Raw genomic sequence first — 21,842 nt, forward strand, 5'->3', positions numbered from 1 at the left:
CCCTCTCGGCGGCAGCGCGCGGCCGGCGGTGTCCGACTCCCGTGCCGCCGCCGCCCCCGCGCACCGCAGCCGCCGCGGACTGCCAGCCGCCTCCGGGCGTCCGCGCATCCCGCGTCGGTCATGCTGGAGGACCCGTCCCCGACACCGGCAGGAGTTCCGCGTGGGTGCATCCGTGATCGTCGACGTCATCGTCGTGCTGAGCCTCATCGGCGCGCTCGTCGACGGTCTGCGGCGCGGCCTGCTCCGGACCCTCGGCGGTCTCGCCGGGATCGTCGCGGGCGCGATCGGCGCCTCGTTCGCCGTGCCCGCCGTCTCGTCGTGGGCGGCCGGCAGCGAGTGGCGCCTGCTCGCCGTGATCGGCACCGCCGTGCTGCTGCTGGGCGTCGGCTACGCGATCGGAGCGACGCTCGGCGCGGTCATCGGCCGCGGAGCCGACCGCGTGAAGCTCGGCCTGCTCGACCGGCTCGCCGGCGGCGTCGCCGGCGTCGCGATCTCCGGCCTGGTCTGGATCGCCGTCACCTCGGCCGTCTCCCTCCTCGGCGTCCCCCTCGTCACGACCTCGGTCGCCGGATCGACGGTCATCCGCACGATCGACGACCTCACCCCCTCCCCCGTCCGCGCCTTCCTCGCCCAGCTGCAGTCGACCGTGGTCGACGAGGGCACGTCCTGGGTCGTCGAGGCGCTCGACGCACCGACCCAGGCGCCCGCGATCCCGGACGTCTCGACCGACGACCCGGAGGTCGCCGCCGCCACCCGCTCGGTCGTGCGCGTCTCCGGCACGGCCTGGGCCTGCGACGTCGGAGTGACGGGCAGCGGCTTCGTCGTCTCGGACGACCGCGTCATCACCAACGCGCACGTGGTCGGCGGAGTCTCGCAGCCGGTCGTCGAGGCGCCGGGAGAGGCCCCGCGCACCGGCCGCGTCGTCTACCTGGACCCGGCCGCCGACCTCGCCGTGATCGCCGTCGACGGGCTCGACGCCTCCCCGCTCCCGCTCGACGACGCCGTCACCGCCGGGGACGACGCCGTGGTCGCGGGCTACCCCTTCGGCGGCCCGCTGACCCTCGGCTCGGCCGAGATCTCCTCCGACGCCACGGTCTCGCTGATGGTCGACGGAGCACCGACCTCACGGGAGGTGCTGACCCTCGCCGCCGTCGTCAACCAGGGCAACTCGGGCGGCCCGCTGCTCTCTCTCGAGGGCACCGTGTCGGGCGTCGTCTTCGGCAAGGCCGCCTCCGTCGACAACGTCGGCTACGCCATCCCGCTCTCGGTCCTCACTCCCGTGGTCGAGCAGGCCGCCTCGCTGACGGATGCCGTCGATCCGGGGGCCTGCCGCTCGAAGTGAGCGGTCACGGCAGCGGTCCGTCGACCAGCACGAGGGTGAGGTCGTCGAGCCGCACCGTCTCGGGCCGCGCCGACTCGAGGTAGGCGGACACGCGCGGATCGACGGGGAAGCGCGCCGACCGCTCGATCGCGATGGCGACGATCCCGGCGGACGACGGATCGGTCGTCACCCGGTCGCCGATGTAGGGCACGTAGACGCCCGAGGACATGCCCTGCGCGAGGACCAGGCCGCCGTCGAGGCCGCGCTCGCGCAGCACGTCGGCCACTCGCGCGATCCCGGTCGGCCGCTCCTGGGCGATCCCCGCCGAGGTGGCGATCGCGATCACGAGGGAGGCGGCCACCAGCACCGCGCCGACGCCGCGGGCGAGGGGTGCGGGCAGCACGATCCCGCCGCGCAGCGCCTCCGCGATGCCGATGCCCGCCAGCGCGCAGAGGAGCCACGCCCACGCCGCGTAGTAGTGCGGCAGCGCGACCGAGCTGATCGCCAGGTGGAACACGAGGAGGAGCAGCGTCGCGGCGCCCAGGTAGAGCACCAGCGCGCGGCGCCGCGGAGCGAGCAGTGCCAGCAGGGTCCCGAGGAGCAGCACGGCGAGCGCCGCCGGCCCGATGCCGACGACCATGAACCAGAGGTTCGCCCACCACGGAGGGAAGACGTACGCGGTCCCGGCGACCTCGATCAGGTGGCCGTCGGCGTTGTGCTCGGACTGGAACTCGAGCAGGTACCGGATCGCCTCGACCGGGTGCACCGGCAGGTAGGCGAGCACCCCGGTGACGACGAACGCGACGGAGAGGGCGAGGCCGCCCCGCAGAGCCCGGACCCTGCTCCCCGACCACAGCAGCGGCAGCAGGAGCACGGGCGCGAGGACCGCGGTGGTCAGCTTCGAGGTGACCGACAGCGCCAGCAGCGCACCGGCCAGCGCGATCAGCCAGCCGCTCCGCCTGCCCGGCGAGGCGCGCGACCAGGTCCACGCCGCCGCCATCGCCGCGACGGCGAAGAGCACCATGAACGGCTCCAGGAGCGCGAGGCGGTCGATCCGGGTGCCGGCCCCCACGGCGGTGCGAGGGAGGAGGAGGAACAGGCCGGCCGGGACGAGCGCGAGGGTCGGGCCGAGCTCGCGCCGGAACCAGAGCCAGAGCACCACCCCGGTGAGGAACGCGGCCGCGCCGGCGGCGATCCTGCCCGCGAGCAGCCCCTCGCCGAGCAGCACCTGCGCGAGCCCGATCAGGTACTTCGCCGTCGGCGGATGCTCGAGGTTCGCGCTCACGTCGCCGTGCAGGTAGTCCCACCCCGCGGCGAGGTACACGGGCTCGTCCGACGAGATGTTCGCCGCTCCGAGGTTCCCGAAGCACTGGTAGAGCCCCCACAGCACGGTCCCGATCAGAGCCGCCCGCTTCACCCGCCCGATCCTAGGCGCCGGTGCCCGCACCGCTCCACCGGAGGGCCCGGGCCGCGGCGACCGCGGCGGGTAGGATCGACGCGCATCCCGTCCCCCTCCCCTGGAGCCTCCAGCACATGGCAGACAGCCGCACCGCCGTTCCCGACACCACTGCGAACGCGGAGGCGACGCCCGAGCGGGAGCAGCCCTACGCGGCCCTCGGACTCAAGCCCGACGAGTACGCGAGCATCCGCGAGATCCTCGGCCGCCGCCCCACGAGCGGCGAGCTCGCGATGTACTCGGTGATGTGGAGCGAGCACTGCTCCTACAAGTCGTCGAAGATGTACCTCCGCCAGTTCGGGCAGAAGGTCTCCCCCGCCATGAAGAAGAACCTCATGGTCGGCATGGGCGAGAACGCCGGAGTGGTCGACGTCGGCGAGGGCTGGGCCGTCACCTTCAAGATCGAGAGCCACAACCACCCGAGCTACATCGAGCCCTTCCAGGGTGCGGCGACGGGGGTCGGCGGCATCGTCCGCGACATCATCTCGATGGGCGCCCGGCCGGTCGCGGTCATGGACGCGCTGCGCTTCGGGGCGATCGACGACCCCGACACCGCGCGCGTGGTGCACGGCGTCGTGGCCGGCATCTCCTTCTACGGCAACTGCCTCGGCCTGCCGAACATCGGCGGCGAGACCTACTTCGACTCGGTCTACCAGGGCAACCCGCTCGTCAACGCGCTGGCCGTCGGCGTCCTCCGCCACGAGGACCTGCACCTCGCGAACGCCCGCGGCGTCGGCAACAAGGTCGTGCTGTTCGGGGCGCGCACCGGAGGCGACGGCATCGGCGGCGCGTCGATCCTCGCCTCCGACACCTTCGCCGACGGCGGACCGACCAAGCGCCCCGCGGTGCAGGTCGGCGACCCGTTCGCCGAGAAGGTGCTCATCGAGTGCTGCCTCGAGCTGTTCCGCAAGGACCTCGTCGAGGGCATCCAGGACCTGGGCGCCGCGGGCATCTCGTGTGCCACGTCGGAGCTGGCCTCCAACGGCGACGGCGGAATGTTCATCGAGCTCGACTCGGTGCTGCTGCGCGACCCCTCGCTCACGGCGGAGGAGATCCTCATGTCGGAGTCGCAGGAGCGGATGATGGCCGTCGTCACGCCCGAGAAGCTCGACGCGTTCCTCGAGGTCGTCGGCAAGTGGGACGTCGAGACCAGCGTGCTCGGCGAGGTCACCGACTCCGGCCGCCTCATCATCAACTGGCACGGCGAGGAGATCGTCAACGTCGACCCGCGCACTGTCGCGGTCGACGGCCCGGTCTACGAGCGCCCGATCGAGTACCCCTCCTGGCTCGACGCGCTGCAGGCCGACTCCTCCTCCCGCCTGCCCCGCTCGACCGGCGGCGACGCGCTGCGCGCCGAGACCCTGGCGCTGCTGGGCTCGGCGAACCTCGCCGACAAGAGCTGGATCACCTCGCAGTACGACCGCTACGTGCTCGGCAACACCGCGCTCAGCTACCCCGACGACGGCGGCATGGTCCGCGTCGACGAGGAGTCGGGCCTCGGCTTCGCGGTCGCGACCGACGCGAACGGGCGCTGGTGCCAGCTCGACCCGGCGCAGGGCGCCCGCCTGGCTCTGGCCGAGGCGTTCCGCAACGTCGCCGTCACCGGAGCGACCCCGGTCGCCGTCTCGGACTGCCTCAACTTCGGCAGCCCCGAGAACCCCGAGGTGATGTGGCAGTTCCGCGAGGCCGTGGGCGCGCTCGCCGACGCCTGCCTCGAGCTCGAGATCCCCGTCACCGGCGGCAACGTCTCGTTCTACAACCAGACCGGCGACGTGCCGATCTTCCCGACCCCGGTCGTCGGCGTCCTCGGCGTGATCGACGACGTCGCGCGCCGCATCCCCTCCGGCTGGCAGGACGAGGGCGACAACCTCTACCTCCTCGGCACCACCCGCGACGAGCTCGACGGCTCCGCGTGGGCCGGCACCATCCACGACCACCTCGGCGGGCTGCCCCCGCAGCTCGACCTGGCCGCCGAGCGCGCGCTGGCCGAGCTGATCTCGGCGGGCGCGAAGGAGTCGCTCATCGCCTCCGCTCACGACCTCGCCGACGGCGGGCTCGTGGTGGCGCTGGCCGAGTCGGCGCTGCGCTTCGGCGTCGGGGCGCGCATCTGGCTCGACGAGCTGATGGAGCGCAACGGCGTCGACGCGACGGCCGCGCTGTTCTCGGAGTCGACCGGCCGCGTGCTCGTGTCGGTGCCGCGCGAGGACGACGTGAAGTTCCGCGGGCTCTGCGAGGGCCGGGGCTACCCGGTGCTGCGCATCGGCGTGACCGACGCGGCGACCCCCGCGGTCGAGGTGCAGGGCCTCTTCACGCTGCCGCTCGACGAGCTGCGCTCGGTGAACGGCGCCGTGCTGCCGCGCCACTTCGGCTGAGCCTCCGGGCGATCCGAGTCCGCAGGAGTCGCGGTGGTCGAGCTGGACGACCGCGACTCCTGCGGTACCGGTCAGCTCCGGAGTTCCGTGATTACGGAATGTTTGCAATAGTGGAGGCATGACCTCCTCCCGAGACCTCGCCGGCGAGGTCGACGAGCTCCGAGCGCGGCTGGACCGCCTCGATCGCGCCGACACCCCCGCCGCGCCCGCCGCCGACGATCCGCTCTGGGCCCTGACCGCTCTCCGCGAGCGCCTGCCCTCTCCCGGCGGAGTCGTCTTCGCCGGCTCGGTCGCCACTCCGGCCGGCCCCGTCGAGTGGCAGTACGGCCTCAGCACCGACGCTCTCTTCGAGCGCGACTGGGGAGCGAGCCCCGGGCCGACCGCGCTCGCCGCGCTGGGCAGCCCCGTGCGTCTGCGGTTCCTGCAGGCGGTGGCGGGCGGAGTCGAGACCGTCGCCCAGCTCGCCGAGAGCGAGGGCGCAGGGACCACCGGGCAGATCTACCACCACGTCAACCAGCTGGTCGCCGCCGGCTGGCTGGAGGCGCGCGGCCGCGGCCGCTACGGCGTCCCGCCGGAGCGCCTCGTCCCCCTGCTCGTGATCCTGCTCGCCTCCGGAGGACCCCGATGACCCGCCGCCGCCTCGCCCTCGCCGCCGCCTCCGCCGCGGCCGTCGTCCTGCTCGGCGGAGTGCTGCTCCGCCCCTCCGCTCCCACCCTCTCGACCGAGGCGACGGGCGACGCCGAGATCGCCGAGTGGCTCCGGACCGACGTCGGAGACGGCGCGCGGAACCACCTCGTCGCCGCCGTGATCACGCCCGACGGCGTGCGCTACGGCGGACTCGGAGCCGACGAGCGGACCGAGGTCGAGATCGGATCGGTCACGAAGACGATGACCGCGCTCCTCCTCGCCCGGAGCGCCTCCGAGGGGACGGTCGGGCTCGAGGACCCCGCCGCGGAGCACGCCGACGTCGGCGGCTTCACCGGGACGCTCGAGGAGCTGGCGACCCACCGCTCCGGCCTGCCGCGACTCCCCACCGGTGTCGGCGACCTCGCCTCGACGCTCGTCGCCCAGCTGCGCGGCACGGACCCCTACGCGGGCTGGTCGGCCGACGACGTCCTCCGGCAGGCCGCCGAGGCGGACCAGGGCGAGCACGTGCACGCCTACTCGAACCTCGGTGCGGCGGTGCTGGGCCAGACGCTCGCCCACGCCGAGGGCCGCGACTACGCCGACCTCCTCCGCGAGCGCGTCCTCGCTCCGCTCGGGATGTCCGCGACCTCCGTCCCGGAGACCGCGGACGCCCTCCCCGCCGACGCGCCGACCGGCTTCTCGGCGAGCGGGCGGTCCGTCGACGCGTGGACGATGGCGGGCTACGCGCCGGCGGGCGGCGTCCGCTCCACGGCGGCGGACATGGCCCGCTACGCGCAGGCCCTCCTCACCGACGACCCCGCGCTGGGCGTGCCCGCGGCGAGCGTCCTGGATCCCCGATTCGACGCCGACGGGGCGCGGATCGGCCTCGGCTGGTTCACCTCGGAGTCGGAGGACGGCGGATCCGTGACCTGGCACAACGGAGGGACCTCCGGCTACTCGACGATGCTCGCGATGGACCGGGAGCGCGGCCTAGCCGTGTTCGTCAACGGGGACACGGCGAGCTCGGTCGACGAGCTCGGTCTGCGCCTGCTGCAGCGCGCCGGGGAGGAGTCGTGATGATCGCCTCGATCCTCGTCCTGCTCGTCGTCGCGTTCACCGTCGGCCGCTTCGCCCTGGGGAGCGTCCCCCGGCGCCGGGCGGCCGGGCTCCTCGACCGCGACCGCGTCCGGACGCTCGCCCGCGGCATCGAGGCCGTCGCCGTGCTGCTGCTCGGGCGGGCGCTCGTCGACTGGTCGGCGCTGACGCTGCTCCCCTGGGCCGCGCTGGTGGCTCTCACCGCGGCCGGGGCGGCCGGCGCCGTGCTGCGCTGGGGCGGGCTGCCGTGGTTCGAGGATCCGGCGCGCCGCCGCTCGCGGACGACCGGGCTCGCGGCGACCGTCGCCGTGTCGGCGGTCCTGATCGGCGTCCTGGGCTGAGTGCCGCGCACGTGCCGTCGGATCCGCGCCTTCCGCGGTGGTCGCGTGCTGCTGCGAGGCGGGAGGAGTGGCGGCGGGCGTCGGCGGCGTCAGCCGGTCTGCGCGGGGAGGTCGTCGGGCTCGGCGTTGTCGAGGACGCGGCCGTTCTGGTCGCCGACGCTCAGGACGGTCGTCGGGCGGAGGTTGAGGGTGTCGCCGCCGTAGAGGCTGTCGATGTCGACGCCGTCGCGGCGCACCGAGTTCAGCGCGGAGAGGTAGTCGGAGCTGATACAGAACCGGTCCGCGATCCGCTCGCTGATGTCGCCCGCTGCCACCAGGTAGGAGGCCGGAGCGCCGTCGGAGGCGGTGCTCGCCGTCCCGGTCGCGCCGACGCGGGTGCCGCGGTCGCGCACGCGCTCGAGGTCGACGCCGTCGAGCGTCCCCTCGTCGAGCGCCTGGACGACGCACTCGCCCGAGACGTCCTCGACGGGTGCGGGAGTGGTCGAGACGCTCGGCACCGGCCGCGGCGCGGAGTCGGCTCCGGCGGCGGGCGGTGCGGTGGAGGCGGTCGGCTCGGCGGGTGGGGCGGCGGGGCTCGTCGCCTCCGCCGTGCAGCCGGCGAGCAGGACCACGGCGGAGAGGGCGATCACGAGGCGCTGCGTCGTCCGGACCATTCCGCGACTCTAACCCGGCACCCGGGCGGCCGGGCGCCACCGCGCCCAGCGGGCTGCGGGCGATCCGGTCGAGGCCGCTGGACCCGGCCGACGCGCAGGCCCGACCGAGGCGGGGCTCGGGCGGCCCCTGGACGGCGCGCCCCCGATTGACCTCCCCCGTCGATCGCACCCATGCCGAGCGCCTGTTGGACACGCGGCCCGAACCGGAGTCGACTGGGACCATGCAGTACACGCACCTCGGTCGCACCGGCCTGTCCGTCTCCCGCACCGTCCTCGGCACCATGAACTTCGGCATGCAGACCGAGGAGTCCGACTCGTTCGCGATCATGGACCGCGCGCACGAGCTCGGCGTCAACTTCTTCGACACCGCCAACGTGTACGGAGGCGAGGCCGGCCGCGGCGCCACCGAGGAGATCGTGGGCCGCTGGTTCGCGCAGGGCGGCGAGCGCCGCGAGCGCACCGTCCTCGCGACCAAGGTCTTCGGCGACATGGGCGAGTTCGCCGCTCCCGGAGCCGAGCGCGGCCGCGACTCCTGGCCCAACGGCGGCCGCCTCTCGGCGCTCACCCTGCGCCGCGCGCTCGACGAGAGCCTCCGCCGCCTGCAGACGGACCACATCGACCTCTACCAGTTCCACCACGTCGACCGGACGACGCCCTGGGACGAGATCTGGCAGGCGATGGAGGTCGCCGTCCAGCAGGGCAAGGTCCTCTACGTCGGCTCCAGCAACTTCGCCGGCTGGCACCTCGCCCAGGCGCAGGAGGCGGCGCGCGCCCGCCACTTCACCGGCCTCGCCTCCGAGCAGTCGATCTACAACCTGCTCGTCCGCGACGTCGAGCGCGAGGTCCTGCCCGCCGCGCTGCACTACGGGCTCGGCGTCATCCCCTGGTCGCCGCTGCAGGGCGGGCTGCTGGGCGGCGTCCTCGAGAAGACCGCGGAGGGCGGGCGCCGCTCCTCCGAGCGCACCCTCGCCGCGATCGAGGAGCACCGTCCCGCGCTGGAGCAGTGGGAGGCGTTCGCCCGCGAGCGCGGCGAGGCGCCCGGCGAGCTGGCGCTGGCGTGGCTCCTCCACCAGCCCGCCGTCACCGGTCCGATCACCGGGCCGCGGACGCTCGAGCAGCTCGAGAGCGCCGTCGCCGCCGTCGACATCACCCTCGACGCCGAGGCCCTCGCGCGCCTCGACGAGATCTTCCCCGGTCACCGGACAGCCCCCGAGGACTACGCCTGGTGACCACCCACCCCACTGCGAAGGAGCATTCATGAAGCAGCGCACTCTCGGCGACCTCCAGGTCGGCGCGATCGGACTCGGCGGCATGCCGATGTCGATCGAGGGCCGCCCGGACCGCGAGCGCTCGATCGCCACGATCCACGCCGCCCTCGACGCCGGCGTGACCCTGATCGACACGGCCGACGCCTACCACCTCGCCACCCAGGACGACCTCGGCCACAACGAGCTGCTGATCGCGGAGGCGCTGCGCAGCTACGGCGGCGACACCTCCGCCGTGCTCGTCGCCACCAAGGGCGGCCACCTGCGCCGCGAGCCCGGCCCCTGGGATCAGGACGGCCGCCCCGAGTACCTCAAGGAGGCGGCTCGCGCGTCCGCGAAGCGCCTCGGCGTCGACGCGATCGGCCTCTACCAGTACCACCGGCCCGACCCGGCGGTCCCCTACGCCGACTCGATCGGAGCGCTGGCCGAGCTGCTCGACGAGGGCGTCGTCCTCCGAGCGGGCATCTCGAACGCCGACCCTGACCAGATCCGCGAGGCGCACGGCATCCTCGGCGAGCGCCTGGTCTCGGTGCAGAACCAGTTCTCGCCGTCGTTCCGCTCCAGCGAGCCGGAGCTCGAGCTCTGCGCCGAGCTCGGACTGGCGTTCCTGCCGTGGAGCCCGCTCGGCGGCATCTCCTCGGCGGGCGAGCTCGGCTCGCGCTACTCCGCGTTCGCGGCGGTCGCCGAGGCCCGCGGCGTGACGCCGCAGGTCGTCTGCCTCGCCTGGGAGCTGGCGAAGGCCCCGGTCGTGCTGCCGATCCCGGGCGCCTCCCGCCCCGAGAGCATCCGCGACTCCGCCACGGCGGCCGACCTGGAGCTCACGGCCGAGGAGCTGGCGTCGCTCGACTGAGCCCGTTCATGACGGAGGAGGGATCCGGTCGAGGCACCGGTCCGACGCGGATCGTGGGATCTCGGCGCTGATCCCTCCTCCGTTGCCAGCACGATCCGGCTCAGACCGCGTCCTGCAGCGGCTGCGGGAGGGCCGAGACGAACGCGCGGGCCGCGGCGCTCGGCCGCTCCGGCACCGCCACCATCGTCCGCCACACCAGGAGCGGATCGGCGAGCGCCACCGCCCGCAGCCCGGCGGGGCGCTTCTCGGCGAAGTGCGCCGGCACGACCGCGATTCCCATGCCGTACTCGACCAGGTCGAGCAGCGTGTGCACGTCGTTCACCTCGAGCTCGACCTCGAACGCGAGGCCGTGCGCCGCGAACGCCCGCGCCGCGAGGTGACTCGCCGCCCAGTGCTCCTGCAGCCCCACGATCGTCTCGCCCGCCAGGTCCGGGATGCGGCAGCCGACGCGGCTCGCGAGCGGGTGACCCGGGCGCACGAGCACCGCGAAGCCCTCGCTAGACAGCGGCAGCGTCCGCACGCCGCCCGGCACGGCTCCGATGTCGGCGACCAGCGCCAGGTCGAGGCGGCCGGCGGCGACGGAGTCGAGCAGCGTGCCGGACCCCTCGTGGATCAGCCGGAGCGCGACTCCCGGGTGCTGCTCGCGGAAGGTCGCGAGCTCGCGCGGCAGGTGCACGCCGCCGAGGCACTCCTCCGTGCCGACCGCGAGGCTCCCGCGGAGCACCCCCTGCACGGCGAGAACCGCGTCGCGGGCGGCGAGCGCGCTGGCGACCGAGCGCTCCGACTCCGCGAGCATCGCCCGACCGGCCGGCGTCAGCTCGACCCGGCGCGTGCTGCGGGTGAAGAGGGGGCTGCCCAGCTCGCTCTCGAGCGCGCGGATCGACGCCGAGAGGCCCGACTGCGAGATCTGCAGGGCGCTCGCGGCGCGGGTGAAGTGCTGCTCCTTCGCGACGGCGAGGAAGTGTTCGAGCTGTCGCAGTTCCATGGGTCCATCCTCGTCGCGCAGGCGGAGGAGCGGGGACCGGACCCGGCACTCCCCAGCGGCCGCTCGGCCGCCGGGTGCGGACTCGGTCGGCGCATACGGCGGCGGCGGCCGCGAGAGCCGGCCCGGCTCAGGCGTCGGCGGACGAGATCGCGAGGACGATCGCCGTCAGCGTCGCCCGCAGGCGCTCGAGCGACGCGGGCTCCGACTCGTCCTCGAGGATCGACTGCTTGACCGCGTCGTCGTAGCCCGCCACCAGCAGGCGCACGGCGGTCGTGGGCTCGAGGGAGAACTCGCGGCGCACCTGGCGCAGCGCCCCGTGCACGATCTGCACGAGCGAGGCGTCGAAGCCGGCGCGGAAGTCGCGGTACTGCGGAGCGATCCGCGGGTCGCGCAGCGCGAGCAGCTCGAACTCCGACTCGACCACGCACCAGCGGCGGTTGTCGGTGGCAGGACCCTGGAGGAAGTCGAGGATGACCACGGCCAGCGTCTCGGCCGTCAGCGGCTCGTCGGCCGAGACGACGCGCGGGATCGTGCGGTCCATCTGCTCGACGAGGGCGGTCACCCGGGCGCCGTTCTCCCGCTCCATGAGCGCGAAGAACAGCTCCTCCTTGGTGGAGAAGTTGGAGTAGAAGGCGCCGCGCGAGAACCCGGCGCGCTCGCAGATCTGCTCGACGGACGCGCTGTGCACGCCGGTCTCGGCGAAGACGTCGTAGGCCGCGTCGAGCAGGCGCTCGCGGGTGCGGCCGCGGCGGGAGGTCTCGGGAGGGGTGGAGTCGATCGCCGTCATCACCAGCCTCCTGCCCGCCCTGTCAACACCTTCGACGCCGTTCACCTTATCCGATACATTCACGTATCGAATACGGTCCTGTATCGGATACGCTCGTGTATCGGAGCCAGGCTCCGCCCTGGTACAGAGACGTATCGCCATCCTCCCCACCCATCGTCAGGAGACCGCGTGTCGTCGCTGCTCTACCGTCTCGGTCGTCGCGTGTACCGCGCCCACCGCCTCGTCGCCGTCCTGTGGCTGCTGATCGTGGTGGCGGGCGGAGGAGGAGCGCTGCTGCTCAACCAGGGCACCGACAACACGTTCTCCATCCCGGGCACGCAGTCGCAGACCGCCCTCGACCAGCTCGAGCGCACCTTCCCCCAGGTCAGCGGCACGTCCGCGCGGTACGTGGTCGTCGCGCCCGACGGAGGCAGCGTCCAGGACGCCGACGTGAAGGGCCCCGTCAGCGACGCGGTCGCCGCGCTCGGCGACGTCGACGAGGTCGCGGCCGTCACGGACCCCTACTCCGACAGCGTCTCCGGCACGATCTCCGACGCCGGGAACGCCCTCGTCATCACCGCCCAGATGGACGGCTCCGCCACCACCACGAGCCCCGAGAGCCGCGACGCGCTGAAGGCCGAGGCGACGACCCTCCAGGACGCGCTGCCCGCCGGCTCCGTGGTCTCGCTCGGCGGCGATCTCTTCGCCCAGAACCTCCCCGGCGTGACCATCACGGAGGCGATCGGCCTCGTGGTCGCCCTCGTCGTCCTCGTGCTCACCTTCGGCTCGTTCCTGGCCGCCGGCATGCCGCTGGTCACCGCACTGCTCGGCGTCGCCCTCTCGATGTCGGCCATCTTCATCGCCACCCGCTTCGCCTCGATCTCCTCGACCACGCCGCTCCTGGCGCTGATGCTGGGCCTGGCGGTCGGGATCGACTACGCCCTCTTCATCATCAGCCGCCACCAGGACCAGCTGAAGCAGGGCATGGACCCGGAGGAGTCGACCGCGCGGGCGACCGCGACCGCGGGCTCCGCCGTCGTCTTCGCGGGCCTGACCGTGATCATCGCGCTCGTCGGCCTCTCGGTCGCGGGCATCCCGTTCCTCACCACGATGGGCGTCGCAGCGGCGGGCGGAGTCGCGATCGCCGTGGTCATCGCGCTCACCCTGACCCCCGCCCTCCTCGGCTTCGCCGGCGCGCGGCTGCGCCCGAAGGAGCGCCGCGCGAAGAAGAAGGCCGCGAAGGCCGCCGCCGCCGCGGGCACCCACGTCGACACCGAGGCGCACGAGGAGGCGGCGACCGCCTCCCCCGGCGGCCACGTGCACGCCGAGGTCCCGCGCGGGTTCTTCCGCGGCTGGGTCCGGGTCGTCACGCGCTTCCCGATCGTGACGATCATCGCGGTGATCGGCGTGCTCGGCGTCGCGAGCATCCCGGCGCTCAGCCTCCGCCTCGCCCTGCCGGACGCCGGCTACCAGGCCGAGGGCACTCCCGCGCGCACCACCTACGACCTGCTCGCCGAGAACTTCGGCGCCGGCTACAACGGCCCGCTCATCGTCACCGGCACGATCATCGGCTCGACCGATCCGCTCGGCCTGATGGACGACCTCAAGGGCGAGATCGAGAAGCTCGACGGAGTCGCCTCGGTGCCGCTCGCGACGCCCAACGAGACCGCCGACACCGGCATCATCCAGGTCATCCCCGAGGGCGGCCCCGACTCCGAGGCCACCAAGGCGCTGGTCGCCGAGATCCGCGACAAGCACGACTACTTCCAGCAGGAGTACGGCGTCGACCTCGCAGTGACCGGCCAGACCGCGGTCGGGATCGACATCTCGGACACTCTCGCCAAGGCCCTGCTGCCGTTCGGCCTGCTCGTCGTGGGCCTGTCGCTGGTGCTGCTGACGATGGTGTTCCGCTCGCTCTGGGTGCCGATCAAGGCGACGCTGGGCTACCTGCTGTCGGTCGGTGCGTCCTTCGGCGCCGTGGCGGCGGTGTTCGAGTGGGGATGGTTCTCGGACGCTCTGCACGTCGACAAGACGGGCCCGATCATCAGCTTCATGCCGATCATCCTGATGGGCGTGCTCTTCGGCCTCGCGATGGACTACGAGGTGTTCCTGGTCTCGCGGATGCGCGAGGACTACGTGCACGGGAGGCCGGCGCGCGCCGCTGTCGAGTCGGGCTTCGTCGGCTCGGCCAAGGTGGTCACGGCCGCCGCGGTCATCATGTTCTCGGTCTTCGCCGCCTTCGTGCCGGAGGGGGACACCAACATCAAGCCGATCGCGCTCGGGCTCGCCGTGGGCGTCTTCGTCGACGCGTTCATCGTGCGGATGACGCTGGTGCCCGCCGTGCTGCACCTGCTCGGCGACCGCGCCTGGCACATGCCGCGCTGGCTCGACCGCGTCCTCCCGTCCTTCGACGTCGAGGGCGAGGGCCTCACGAAGGAGCTCGCGCTGGCCGACTGGCCGGAGCCCGGATCCACGGACGTGATCGCGGCCGAGGACCTCCGCCTCGACGGACCCGACGGTCCCGTCTACAGCGGCGTCTCGCTGCGGGTCGCTCCCGGCTCCTCCCTCGTGGTCCACGGGCCGCACCGCTCCGGCCGCACCGCGCTGCTGCTGAGCATCGCCGGTCGGCTCGCCCCCGACTCCGGGCGCCTGAAGGTCGCGGGCCTGGTCGTGCCGATCCGCTCCGCCGCCGTGCGCGGCCGGGTCGGGCTGGTGCGCCTCGCCGGAGCCGCCGACCCCGTCGCCGACGTCCGGTCGGCCCTGGAGTCGGCTCCGCCGATCCTGGTGCTCGACGACCTCGACACGGTCACCGACCCGCAGCTGCGCGGCGCGATCCGGGCCGAGCTCGACGCCGCCCGCGCCGCCGACGACGCGTTCACCGTGGTCGCCTCCTCCGTCGACGCCGAGGCGCTCGACGACCTCCTCCCCTCCGACCGCGGCGTGCTCGCGGTCTCGCCCGCGGCCGAGCGCCGCGCGATCGCAAAGGTCCTCTGACAGATGGCTCTCCTCTCCCTCGAACGCCCCCGCGGCGTCAAGAAGGTGTCCTGGCTGACCCTTCTCGGGATCGTCCTGGTCCCCCTCGTCATCGGCGGCCTCCTGGTGTGGGCGCTGTGGAACCCGACCGAGCGACTCGACACGATCACGGCCGCCGTGGTCAACGAGGACACCCCGGTCGAGATCAACGGGCAGACCGTGCCGCTCGGGCGCCAGCTCGCGGCCGGCCTGGTGACGGGCGGCACCGACTCCGCGAGCTCGGACGCCCCCTCCTCCACCCCCTCGGCGAGCGCGACGCCGTCCGCGAGCACGACCCCGGTGCCCAACGTCTCCGGCTCGGACTCGACGGGCAACTTCACCTGGGTCCTCACGGACAAGGACGACGCCGCCAAGGGCCTCGCCGACGGCAGCTACGCGACCGTCGTGACGATCCCCTCGTCCTTCTCCGCCGCCGCCACCTCGTACTCCGGCGACGCCGCGGAGGCGACGAAGGCGACCATCGACATCGCCACCAGCGAGAAGGCCAAGCTCGTCGACGACGCCATCTCGGCCACCGTGACCAGCACCGCCACGTCGCTGCTCAACACGCAGCTGACCACGGCCTACCTCGAGAACGTCTACGTCGGCTTCAACACCCTCAACGAGCAGATCGGCCAGGCGGCCGAGGGCGCGGGCACGCTCGCCGACGGCGCCGACCAGCTCGGCACCGGCGCCTCCACCCTCGCCGACGGCACCAGCAGCCTCGCCGACGGGATCGACGAGCTCGCCACCGGCGCCTCCTCGCTCTCGGACGGCGTCGGGCAGATCGGCACCGGAGCCTCGTCCCTCGCCGACGGCGTGGGGCAGCTGGGCACCGGAGCCTCCGACCTCTCCGGCGGAGTCGCGCAGCTGGCCACCGGTGCGCGCGGCCTCTCCGGCGGAGTGGGACAGCTCGCGACGGGCGCCCGCGACTCGGCGACCAAGACGACCGCGCTGCAGGGCGGCGCCTCCGACCTGGCCGACGGGCTCGACCAGCTGAGGGAGGGAGTGGTGAGGACCGGCGACGGGACCCAGCAGGTCGCCGCCCTCAGCGCCGGCGCCGCCGCCGCCACTGCGGGGACCTTCGAGGCGCTCAGCGCCGCGCTCGAGGGCTGCGAGACGACGCAGTGCCTCGCCGCGCGCGCCGTCATCGCCTCGGCGGGCGGACCCACCGGCGCGACCACCCTCGCCACGACGACCGCGGGAGCCGTCGCCGGGATCGACGCGGGCATCCGCCTCGGCGGCGACGGGCAGCCCTCGCTGATCGACGCGGTCGGGCAGTCCGCCACCGGCGCGCGCACTCTCTCGGGGGGCATCGGACAGCTGTCCGGCGGCCTGACGCAGCTCGCGGACGGCGCGGACGACGCCGCGGACGGAGCGTCCCAGCTCGCCGACGGCCTCGACACCACGGCGGCCGGGTCCGCGCAGCTCGCGACCGGCGCCACCACCGCCGCGGCCGGCGCCCGCGACCTCGCGACCGGCGCGACCACCGCCGCGGGCGGTGCCGCCGACCTCGCCGCGGGAGCCTCCTCCGCCGCCGACGGAGCCGACCAGCTCGCCGACGGCGCGAGCGGGGTCTCGGACGGCGCCGTGCAGCTCGCCGACGGCACCCGCACGCTCGCGACCGGCCTCGACGCCGCGGTCGCGCAGCTCCCGACCTACACCGAGTCGGAGTCGACGAACCTCGCCGACGTCGTCTCGGACCCGGTCGAGAACGCGAGCAGCGCGACCGACCTGTTCGGAGCCTCCAGCGTCCCGTTCTTCGCGACGATCGCCCTCTGGCTCGGCGCCCTCGCGACGTTCCTGGTGCTCGCCGCGTTCTCGCACCGCGCGCTCTCCTCGACCCGCTCCTCCGCCGCGCTCGCCCTCTCCTCCTACGTGCCGGCGCTCGTGATCGGCGTGGTGCAGGGACTCGCGGTCGCGATCGTGATGAGCGGGGTCGCGGGCCTGGAGCCGGGCCGCTGGGTCGGCTTCGCCCTTCTGGCGATGCTCACCGGCGCCTCGTTCGCCGCGGTGAACCAGGGGCTGGTCGCCCTGCTCGGAGGGATCGGCCGCTTCCTCGCGATGGTCGCGGCGGTGATCGCGCTCGGCGCGGGCATCATCTCGACGGTCCCCGGGCTGTTCGACGACGTGCTCGGGTTCCTGCCGCTCTCGGCGGCGCAGAACGCGCTGTCCGGAGTGGTCGAGGGCACCGACGGCACGGCCGGCGCCGTCGTCGGCCTGGTGATCTGGCTGCTGTTCGGCCTGCTGCTCACCGTCGCCGCGATCGCCCGCCGCCGGGTCGTCTCGGTCCGCGCCCTGCACCGCACCGCGGAGGCGTAGGCCGCGCCTCGCGCCACTCCTCCCCCGAACCGGGGACGGGTGGCGCGAGGATCGCGCCACCGCCGCGCCTCTCCGGGCGACCGGTCCCGGCCGGGGCTAGCCTGACGCGATGGAGTCGGAACCGATGGCGATCCGGACGCGACGGGTGTACGGCCCATCGGTCCTGCGGCGCCTCCGCGCCCTCCTCCTGCGGCTCCTCGGCGCCGGCCTCGCGGCCGTGCTCATCCCGTTCGCCGTCCTCGCGGACCGCCGTGGGGTCCTCGACGAGTCGGTGCTCGCGCTCGGCCTCCTCGCCCTCACCGTCGTCATCGGACTGGCCTCGGCGGTCTCGCTCTTCGTCGTCTCCCCCACCCGCGTGATGACGACCGAGACGCAGGTCGTGCTGATGCGCGGCCGCCGCCGCCGCGAGCAGTGGCCCCGCCGGTCGGTCCGCTTCCTCGAGTCCGCCGACGGCGACGGCTTCGTCGCCTGGTGCCGCGGAGACGGAGTCGAGGTCCGCTGCGGCCACTTCCGCCCGGAGGACCTCGCCGCCCTGCTCGCCGACCTCGGCGCCGCCGCCCGCGTCCGCGACGCCCTGCCGCCCGCTCTGGCCGGGCCCGCCTCGGCCGTCCGCTTCCGGCCGCACCGCGCTCCGCTCCAGCGCCGGGCGGTCGCCCTGGTCGTCGTCGCCACGGAGGCGTTCGCCGCCGGCGTCCTGGCCGTCGCCCTCGCGGGATCCCCGTCGGGCGACCGCGCGCAGATCGCGCTGGGGGCGGTCGTCGTGGCGCTCTCCCTCCCGCTCGGGCTGGTCGCCGCGCGGCTGGCGCTGCGGCCCGGGCTGCCGGGCTCGATCGTGGTGTCGGAGTCGGCCATCCAGATCGACGGGCTGATCTTCCCGCTCGAGGCTCTGCGCTCGGTCGTCGCCTCGAGCCCGACGGGGAGCCGGAGCCTCCGCCTGACCCTCACCGAGACGAACGGCCGCATCACGGAGGTCCCCCTCGGGCTGCGGGTGCCGACGCTGCGGCGCGACCAGCTCTTCCCCGACTACCCGCTGCTGCTCGGCGTGCTGCGCGAGCGCACGGCGGGGCTGCTGCGGATCGAGGGCTGAGGCTCAGTCCTCGGCGCCGTCGGCGATGCGCTGGTGGTGGTGGATGACCTCGGCGACGATGAACCCGAGGAACTTCTCGGCGAACGCCGGGTCGAGGTGCGACTCCTCGGCGAGCGCCCGCAGCCGCGCGATCTGGCGCGCCTCGCGCTCGAGGTCCGCGGCGGGCAGCCCGTGCGCGGCCTTCAGCCGGCCGACCTTCTGCGTGAACTTGAAGCGCTCGGCGAGCAGGTGGATCAGCGCCGCGTCGATGTTGTCGATGCTCTGACGGATCTGCACGAGCTCGGCCCGCGCCAGGGACTCCTCGTGCGACGGCTCCTCGTGCGACAGCTCCTCGGTCATGCCCCGACCCTAACGGACCGCCCCCGGACACGACGACGGCCCCTGCCCGGAGTCCGGGAGGGGCCGTCGAGAGGGCCCGGTCAGTCGACCAGGTTGATCTGCACGGGGATGTTGCCGCGGGTGGCGTTGGAGTACGGGCAGAGCTGGTGCGCCGCATCGGCCACCTTCTGCGCGTCCTCGGAGCTCGCCTTCGGCACGTAGACGTCGAGCTCGACCGAGAGGCCGAAGCCGTCGGAGTCGTTCTTCCCGATCGAGACGCTGGCCGAGACGGCCGCGTCGGTCGTGTCGATCTTCAGCTGGCGACCGGCTCCGTGCAGGGCGCTGAGGAAGCAGGCGGAGTAGCCGGCCGCGAACAGCTGCTCGGGGTTGGTCCCCTCGCCGGAGCCGCCGAGCTCCTGCGGGGCGCGGGTGTCGAGGTCGAGACGGTCGTCCTCGGTGCGGACGTGGCCGTCGCGTCCTCCACCGGAGGCGTGGGCGATGGCGGTGTAGAGAGCATCCATCCCCCCATCCCACCACTCGGCCGCCGTGAGTCGGGTGAACGCGGGATGCACGTCCGTGCGTTCTCCCGGGAATCCCCCTCGGGAACGCTCCGGGGAGCGTCAAGCCCCTCCCCCTCGGCGCCCTCCGGGTGTGCGGTGGAGGGACACCGACCCCGACCGGCGCGAGCCGGAGAACGGACACGAGCATGCGAGCACTCACCTGGCAGGGCATCGAGAAGGTCTCGGTCGAGACCGTCCCCGACCCCCGCATCCAGCAGCCGACCGACGCGATCGTCCGGATCACCTCGACCGCGATCTGCGGCTCCGACCTGCACCTCTACCGCCTCCTCGGGCCCTACATCGACCGCGGGGACGTGCTCGGCCACGAGCCCATGGGCGTCGTCGAGGAGGTGGGCTCCGGAGTCACCACCCTGAAGCCCGGCGACCGCGTCGTCGTGCCCTTCACCATCGCCTGCGGCGAGTGCTTCATGTGCCGCCGAGGGCTGCAGTCGCAGTGCGAGACGACGCAGGTCACCGAGTACGGCTCGGGAGCGGCGCTCTTCGGCTACACGAAGATGTACGGCCAGGTCCCCGGAGGGCAGGCCGAGCTGCTCCGCGTGCCGCTGGCCGACTACAACACGATCGTCGTCGGCACGGACCTGCCGGACGAGCGCTACCTCTTCCTCAGCGACATCGTGCCCACTGCCTGGCAGGGCGTGGAGTACGCGCAGGTGCCCGACGGCGGGACCCTGGTCGTCTTCGGACTCGGCCCGGTCGGCCAGTTCGCGGCGCGGATCGGCGCCCACCGCGGCTACCGCGTCCTCGCCGTGGAGCCCGTCGCCGAGCGGCGCGCGATGGCCGAGCGGTACGGCGTCGAGACGTTCGACCTGTCCGACGACATCGCCGCCCAGCTGCGCGACCTCACGGACGGGCGCGGCCCCGACTCCGTCGTCGACGCGGTCGGCATGGAGGCGCACGGCTCGCCGGTCGGCTCGTTCGCGCAGTCGATGGCGGGGCTCCTGCCCGACCCGATCGCCCGCAAGGCGATGGACACGGTCGGCGTCGACCGCCTCGCCGCGGTGCACGCCTCCCTCGACCTGGTGCGCCGCGGCGGCACCGTGTCGCTGAGCGGGGTCTACGGCGGAGAGGCCGACCCGATGCCGCTGAAGTCGATGTTCGACAAGCAGGTGACGGTGCGGATGGGCCAGTGCAACGTGAAGCGCTGGATCGACGACCTGCTGCCGCTGGTCGAGGACTCCTCCGATCCGCTCGGCGTGATGGACCTCGTGACCCACCGGGCGCCGCTCGAGGACGCTCCGGCCCTCTACGAGACCTTCCAGAAGAAGGAGGACGGCTGCATCAAGGTCGTCCTGCACCCCTAGCCGGGGAACAGCGAAGGCGGCGCCCCCCGAGGGGAGCGCCGCCTTCGCGGTACTGCCGAGACCTACTTGAAGACGTCCTTGACGTCCTCGCCGGCCTTCTTGGCCGAGGCCGCGGCCTGGTCCTTCTGGCCTTCGGCCTTCAGGCTGTCGTCGTTCTTGTGGTCGCCCAGGGCTTCCTTCGCCTTGCCGGCGATGTCCTGAGCGGCGTTCTTGATCTTGTCATCGAGCCCCATGGTGGTGCCTCCTTCGCTGATCGTTGGCACGACCGTAGGACCGGGAACTGCCCGCTTCCTGGGAGCGGGAAGGGGCTTGCCCGGGCGCCCGCTGGACTGCGATGATTCGCGCCCTCGACCGGGGCGGGCCGGCCGAGGGCGCGGGATCAGGTCGCCGGGGTGGCGGACTCGGACGGAGCGGACTGCGAGGGCGCGTTCGTGGGCGTCTGCGACGATCCGTCGTCGGCGCTGGTGGGCACCGCGCTCCCCGACTGGTACGGCGTCTGGGCGTCGCCGGTGCAGCCGGCCAGCAGGCCGATCGTCAGGGCGGAGGCGCCGAGCGCCCCGAGGACCCGTGCGGCGCTCACTTGCCCGTCACCGCGTCCTTGACGGCCCCCACCGCCTTCTCGACGATGTTCGGCTTCGGGTCGGTGCCGTAGAGGCGCTCGTCCGGCTGCGTGGGCGGGGGCATCGGGACGTTGCCGCCGGGCTCCGCGACGCGGTAGCTGAACTCTCCCTTGCCGTCCGGGGTCGGGCCCGAGGCCCAGCTGCCCTCGGAGGCCGCTGCTCCGTCCGAGAAGTTGATGTACTCGTACGACACGGAGCGCTCCTCCTTCGAGATCGGGAAGTTCGAGGGCACGGGCAGGTCCTCCCGGCCCTCCGCGCGCAGCTCGGCGGCCGCCGCGATCCACTGGTTCTGGTGCATGGTGTCGCGGGCCAGGAGGAACGACAGGAGGTCGCGCACGCCGTGGTCGTCGGTCATGTGGTAGAGCCGGGCGACCTGGAGCCGACCCTGCATCTCCGCGTTCGCGTTGGCGGTGAAGTCGGCCAGCAGGTTGCCGCTGGCGGTGATGTAGGAGCCCTGCCACGGGTTGCCCATGCTGTCGACGGGGCGCGCGCCGGCGCCGGCCACGATGGCGTGCTGCACGTCGGAGCCGCCGATGACCGCCGCGAGCACGGGGTCCTTCTTCATCGCGTCCTCGGACTGCTCGACCGGGGCCTTCTCGAGCAGCTGGGCGATCATCACGGCGATCATCTCGACGTGGCCGAACTCCTCGGCGCCGATGCCGAAGAGCAGGTCCCGGTACTTGCCCGGGTCGTGGGCGTTCCAGGCCTGGAAGCCGTACTGCATCGCCACGGTGATCTCGCCGTACTGGCCGCCGAGCACCTCCTGGAAGCGGCGGGCGAAGACCGCGTCGGGCTTCGAGGGCGTGGACGTGAACTGGAGTTCCTGACGGTGGAAGAACATGACTGGTTGCCTTTCCGGGGTAGCCGGGC

20 protein-coding genes are annotated in these 21,842 nt (G+C 73.5%); 11 read left to right on the forward strand and 9 right to left on the reverse strand.

Going from position 1 to position 21,842, the window contains the following annotated elements; genetic code table 11:
• Positions 1–160: 160 nt before the first annotated feature.
• Positions 161–1,342, forward strand: a complete 1,182-nt coding sequence (locus tag C5C99_RS09250) for a MarP family serine protease (RefSeq protein WP_258063675.1) — start codon at positions 161–163, stop codon at positions 1,340–1,342.
• A gap of 4 nt (positions 1,343–1,346) precedes the next feature.
• Here the strand turns inward: C5C99_RS09250 and C5C99_RS09255 are convergent, their stop codons facing one another.
• Positions 1,347–2,738: a glycosyltransferase family 39 protein gene (locus C5C99_RS09255; RefSeq protein ID WP_181074574.1), complete on the reverse strand. Its 1,392-nt coding sequence runs from the start codon at positions 2,736–2,738 to the stop codon at positions 1,347–1,349.
• Positions 2,739–2,854: 116 nt separating this feature from the next.
• On the opposite strand from C5C99_RS09255, the gene purL reads away from it, so the two are divergent.
• From purL to C5C99_RS09275, 4 genes are all read left to right on the forward strand, one after another.
• On the forward strand, positions 2,855–5,149 hold the full coding sequence (gene purL / locus C5C99_RS09260) for a phosphoribosylformylglycinamidine synthase subunit PurL (RefSeq protein WP_104339989.1): 2,295 nt from the start codon (positions 2,855–2,857) through the stop codon (positions 5,147–5,149).
• A 118-nt stretch (positions 5,150–5,267) separates the two neighbouring features.
• On the forward strand, positions 5,268–5,777 hold the full coding sequence (locus C5C99_RS09265) for a helix-turn-helix transcriptional regulator (protein ID WP_104339990.1): 510 nt from the start codon (positions 5,268–5,270) through the stop codon (positions 5,775–5,777).
• A complete protein-coding gene (locus C5C99_RS09270) occupies positions 5,774–6,853 on the forward strand; it encodes a serine hydrolase (protein ID WP_104339991.1) in 1,080 nt (359 codons plus the stop codon). The genes C5C99_RS09265 and C5C99_RS09270 overlap by 4 nt, the downstream gene beginning before the upstream one ends.
• A complete protein-coding gene (locus C5C99_RS09275) occupies positions 6,853–7,212 on the forward strand; it encodes a hypothetical protein (RefSeq protein ID WP_104339992.1) in 360 nt (119 codons plus the stop codon). The genes C5C99_RS09270 and C5C99_RS09275 overlap by 1 nt, the downstream gene beginning before the upstream one ends.
• A gap of 89 nt (positions 7,213–7,301) precedes the next feature.
• Here the strand turns inward: C5C99_RS09275 and C5C99_RS09280 are convergent, their stop codons facing one another.
• Positions 7,302–7,865, reverse strand: a complete 564-nt coding sequence (locus tag C5C99_RS09280) for a hypothetical protein (protein WP_104222752.1) — start codon at positions 7,863–7,865, stop codon at positions 7,302–7,304.
• A gap of 221 nt (positions 7,866–8,086) precedes the next feature.
• Here C5C99_RS09280 and C5C99_RS09285 point away from each other — a divergent pair, with 221 nt between their 5' ends.
• Both C5C99_RS09285 and C5C99_RS09290 read left to right on the forward strand, forming a co-directional pair.
• Positions 8,087–9,094 carry an aldo/keto reductase gene (locus C5C99_RS09285; protein WP_104222753.1) on the forward strand — a complete coding sequence of 336 codons (1,008 nt, stop codon included), beginning with the start codon at positions 8,087–8,089 and terminating at the stop codon, positions 9,092–9,094.
• Positions 9,095–9,122: 28 nt separating this feature from the next.
• Positions 9,123–9,980: an aldo/keto reductase gene (locus C5C99_RS09290; RefSeq protein ID WP_104281687.1), complete on the forward strand. Its 858-nt coding sequence runs from the start codon at positions 9,123–9,125 to the stop codon at positions 9,978–9,980.
• Between the two features lie 100 nt (positions 9,981–10,080).
• Here C5C99_RS09290 and C5C99_RS09295 read toward each other — a convergent pair whose 3' ends face one another.
• Both C5C99_RS09295 and C5C99_RS09300 read right to left on the reverse strand, forming a co-directional pair.
• Positions 10,081–10,965, reverse strand: a complete 885-nt coding sequence (locus C5C99_RS09295; RefSeq protein WP_104339993.1) for a LysR family transcriptional regulator — start codon at positions 10,963–10,965, stop codon at positions 10,081–10,083.
• 127 nt (positions 10,966–11,092) lie between these two features.
• Entirely contained in the window at positions 11,093–11,752 is a 660-nt protein-coding gene (locus tag C5C99_RS09300) for a TetR/AcrR family transcriptional regulator (protein WP_104292731.1), read from the reverse strand.
• 168 nt (positions 11,753–11,920) lie between these two features.
• On the opposite strand from C5C99_RS09300, the gene C5C99_RS09305 reads away from it, so the two are divergent.
• From C5C99_RS09305 to C5C99_RS09315, 3 genes are all read left to right on the forward strand, one after another.
• Positions 11,921–14,725, forward strand: coding sequence for an MMPL family transporter (locus tag C5C99_RS09305; RefSeq protein ID WP_104222757.1), 2,805 nt, complete (start codon positions 11,921–11,923; stop codon positions 14,723–14,725).
• A 3-nt stretch (positions 14,726–14,728) separates the two neighbouring features.
• Positions 14,729–17,065, forward strand: coding sequence for a YhgE/Pip domain-containing protein (locus tag C5C99_RS09310; protein WP_104222758.1), 2,337 nt, complete (start codon positions 14,729–14,731; stop codon positions 17,063–17,065).
• Between the two features lie 109 nt (positions 17,066–17,174).
• Positions 17,175–18,152 carry a hypothetical protein gene (locus C5C99_RS09315; protein WP_146076942.1) on the forward strand — a complete coding sequence of 326 codons (978 nt, stop codon included), beginning with the start codon at positions 17,175–17,177 and terminating at the stop codon, positions 18,150–18,152.
• A gap of 3 nt (positions 18,153–18,155) precedes the next feature.
• On the opposite strand, the gene C5C99_RS09320 is transcribed toward C5C99_RS09315, so the two are convergent.
• Positions 18,156–18,491, reverse strand: a complete 336-nt coding sequence (locus C5C99_RS09320; RefSeq protein ID WP_104222760.1) for a chorismate mutase — start codon at positions 18,489–18,491, stop codon at positions 18,156–18,158.
• 80 nt (positions 18,492–18,571) lie between these two features.
• Positions 18,572–18,991: an organic hydroperoxide resistance protein gene (locus C5C99_RS09325; protein WP_104222761.1), complete on the reverse strand. Its 420-nt coding sequence runs from the start codon at positions 18,989–18,991 to the stop codon at positions 18,572–18,574.
• A 185-nt stretch (positions 18,992–19,176) separates the two neighbouring features.
• Between C5C99_RS09325 and C5C99_RS09330 the strand changes: the two genes are divergently transcribed.
• Positions 19,177–20,352, forward strand: coding sequence for a zinc-dependent alcohol dehydrogenase (locus tag C5C99_RS09330; protein WP_104222762.1), 1,176 nt, complete (start codon positions 19,177–19,179; stop codon positions 20,350–20,352).
• A 62-nt stretch (positions 20,353–20,414) separates the two neighbouring features.
• Here C5C99_RS09330 and C5C99_RS09335 read toward each other — a convergent pair whose 3' ends face one another.
• From C5C99_RS09335 to C5C99_RS09345, 3 genes are all read right to left on the reverse strand, one after another.
• Positions 20,415–20,585 carry a CsbD family protein gene (locus C5C99_RS09335; protein ID WP_104222763.1) on the reverse strand — a complete coding sequence of 57 codons (171 nt, stop codon included), beginning with the start codon at positions 20,583–20,585 and terminating at the stop codon, positions 20,415–20,417.
• Between the two features lie 146 nt (positions 20,586–20,731).
• Positions 20,732–20,932, reverse strand: a complete 201-nt coding sequence (locus C5C99_RS09340; protein WP_104222764.1) for a hypothetical protein — start codon at positions 20,930–20,932, stop codon at positions 20,732–20,734.
• Entirely contained in the window at positions 20,929–21,813 is an 885-nt protein-coding gene (locus C5C99_RS09345; RefSeq protein ID WP_104222765.1) for a manganese catalase family protein, read from the reverse strand. The genes C5C99_RS09340 and C5C99_RS09345 overlap by 4 nt, the downstream gene beginning before the upstream one ends.
• Positions 21,814–21,842 lie beyond the last annotated feature (29 nt).

It is taken from the genome of Rathayibacter sp. AY1C4, from assembly GCF_002932195.1.
Classification (GTDB): Bacteria; Actinomycetota; Actinomycetes; order Actinomycetales; family Microbacteriaceae; genus Rathayibacter.